Source organism: Synechococcus sp. R8-2 (genome assembly GCF_047461715.1).
Lineage (GTDB): Bacteria > Cyanobacteriota > Cyanobacteriia > Thermostichales > Thermostichaceae > Thermostichus.
Window position 1 is genome coordinate 1 of sequence record NZ_JANSHQ010000511.1, and the last position, 2,421, is coordinate 2,421.

Here is a 2,421-nt window from a genome sequence, read left to right on the forward strand (position 1 = left end):
GAAGTCGTAACAAGGTAGCCGTACCGGAAGGTGCGGCTGGATCACCTCCTTTTAGGGAGACCTACCTTGGGGCATCTGAGGGGAGTTAGACCACCCTCAGGCCAGCAAAGGTTATCCCAGGTCGGTCGGGGTTGAAGGGATGGTTGACTGGGGTTCTGGAGGGGAACCGAGGGGAGGGCTATTAGCTCAGGTGGTTAGAGCGCACCCCTGATAAGGGTGAGGTCCCTGGTTCGAGTCCAGGATGGCCCACTGTTTGTCCTGGAGAAGGGAGAGCTAGCAAGCTAGAAGCGAGCTGGCCAAGCTGAGGGCAAAGCCAGAGGGTGGGTGCAGTCTGGATTGGGGGTATAGCTCAGCCGGTAGAGCGCTGCCTTTGCACGGCAGAAGTCAGCGGTTCGAGTCCGCTTACCTCCACCACTTTGGTGAGGAGCCGGGAAGGGGTTCTCCAGTTGGATAGGTTGACGACCGGGCTAGGGGTTTGGGTCCGAGCACAAGCCTCCAGCCGGGTTGAGCCGGCCAGCACTTTGAAAACTGCATAGCAAGAAAGCAGCATGCTTCTGGGTTGAGCCCTCCGAGCCTTGGCTTGGGGGAAGCAGCAGCAACCTGGGGGCATGAGGCAGGTAGAACACCAATGTTACGTGAGGTGAAAAGGTCAAGTCAGTTAAGGGCGCACGGTGGATACCTAGGCACGCAGAGGCGAGGAAGGGCGTGTTACCGACGAAACGCTGCGGGGAGCTGGACAAAAGCGGTGATCCGCAGGTTCCCGAATGGGGCAACCCGGCAAGGCGCAAGCCTTGTCACCTTTGGCTGAATCCATAGGCCAAAGGGGCGAACGCGGCGAACTGAAACATCTTAGTAGCCGCAGGAAAAGAAAACAAACGTGATTTCCTCAGTAGCGGCGAGCGAACGGGAAAGAGCCTAAACCGCTCAGCTACGGCTGGGCGGGGTTGTGGGACGGCCAAACGGCAGCCGGCGGGCTAGGGGAAGCAGCTGGAATGCTGCACCAGAGAAGGTGAAAGTCCTGTAGCCGAAAGCTCAAAGGCGCCGGCCGGATCCCGAGTAGCACGGGGCAGGGGAAATCCCGTGTGAATCGGCGAGAACCATCTCGTAAGGCTAAATACTCCTGCGTGACCGATAGTGAACCAGTACCGTGAGGGAAAGGTGAAAAGAACCCCGGGAGGGGAGTGAAACAGAACATGAAACCGTGTGCCTACAAGCAGTGGGAGCCCGATTGAACGGGTGACCGCGTGCCTGTTGAAGAATGAGCCAGCGAGTTACAGCGTGGGGCAGGTTAAGGCGGGAATGCCGGAGCCAAAGGGAAACCGAGTCTGAAGAGGGCGAGAGTCCCATGCTGTAGACCCGAACCTGGGTGATCTAACCATGGCCAGGCTGAAGCTTGGGTAAAGCCAAGTGGAGGGCCGAACCGGGTGATGTTGAAAAATCATCGGATGAGCTGTGGTTAGGGGTGAAATGCCAATCGAACCCAGAGCTAGCTGGTTCTCCCCGAAATGCGTTGAGGCGCAGCGTCGACAGGTACCTGGTGGGGTAGAGCACTGAATCGGTGCGGGCGGCGAGAGCTGTACCAAATCGAACCAAACTGCGAATACGCCAGGGTTAGTCGGCAGTGAGACGGTGGGGGATAAGCTCCATCGTCGAGAGGGAAACAGCCCAGACCACCAACTAAGGCCCCCAAGTCATCGCTCAGTGATTAAGGAGGTGGGGGTGCCCAGACAACCAGGAGGTTGGCTTAGAAGCAGCCACCCTTTAAACAGTGCGTAACAGCTGACTGGTCAAGCGCCCTTGCGCCGAAAATGGACGGGGCTAAGCGATGCGCCGAAGTTGTGGATGGTGATGGTAGGGGAGCGTTCCGCAGTAGGGTGAAGCGTCAGCGGAAGCAGACGTGGACGAGGCGGAAGTGAGAATGTTGGCTTGAGTAGCGCAAACATTGGTGAGAATCCAATGCCCCGAAAACCCAAGGGTTCCCCCGGAAGGCTCGTCCGCGGGGGGTTAGTCGGGACCTAAGGCGAGGCCGACAGGCGTAGTCGATGGAGACAGGGTGGATATTCCCTGACTGACAACTGGAGCTGAAGAGGGACGCACAAGAGCAGGCCACACCCTGACTGGATTGGGAGGGGTCTACGGACTCCGCGTGGCTGAGGGTAGTGCCAAGAAAAGCTCGTAGGCGATGAAGGTTGTCACCCGTACCCGAAACCGACACAGGTGGGTGGGTAGAGGATACCTAGGGGCGCGAGAGAACCCTCTCTAAGGAACTCGGCAAAATGACCCCGTAACTTCGGGAGAAGGGGTGCCAGTGCAAGCTGGTCGCAGTGAAAGGGCCCAGGCAACTGTTTACCAAAAACACAGGTCTCTGCTAAGTCGCAAGACGACGTATAGGGGCTGACGCCTGCCCAGTGCCGGAAGGTT

The 2,421-nt window shown here is 58.4% G+C and carries 2 tRNA genes and 2 rRNA genes; all 4 read left to right on the forward strand.

Going from position 1 to position 2,421, the window contains the following annotated elements:
• Window positions 1-52 (forward strand): 16S ribosomal RNA (locus NW819_RS11660); the annotation flags it as partial.
• Window positions 53-175: 123 nt separating this feature from the next.
• Window positions 176-249 (forward strand) — tRNA-Ile (locus NW819_RS11665).
• An 89-nt stretch (window positions 250-338) separates the two neighbouring features.
• Window positions 339-414 (forward strand) — tRNA-Ala (locus tag NW819_RS11670).
• Between the two features lie 233 nt (window positions 415-647).
• Window positions 648-2,421: ribosomal RNA gene (locus tag NW819_RS11675) — 23S ribosomal RNA — on the forward strand; the annotation flags it as partial.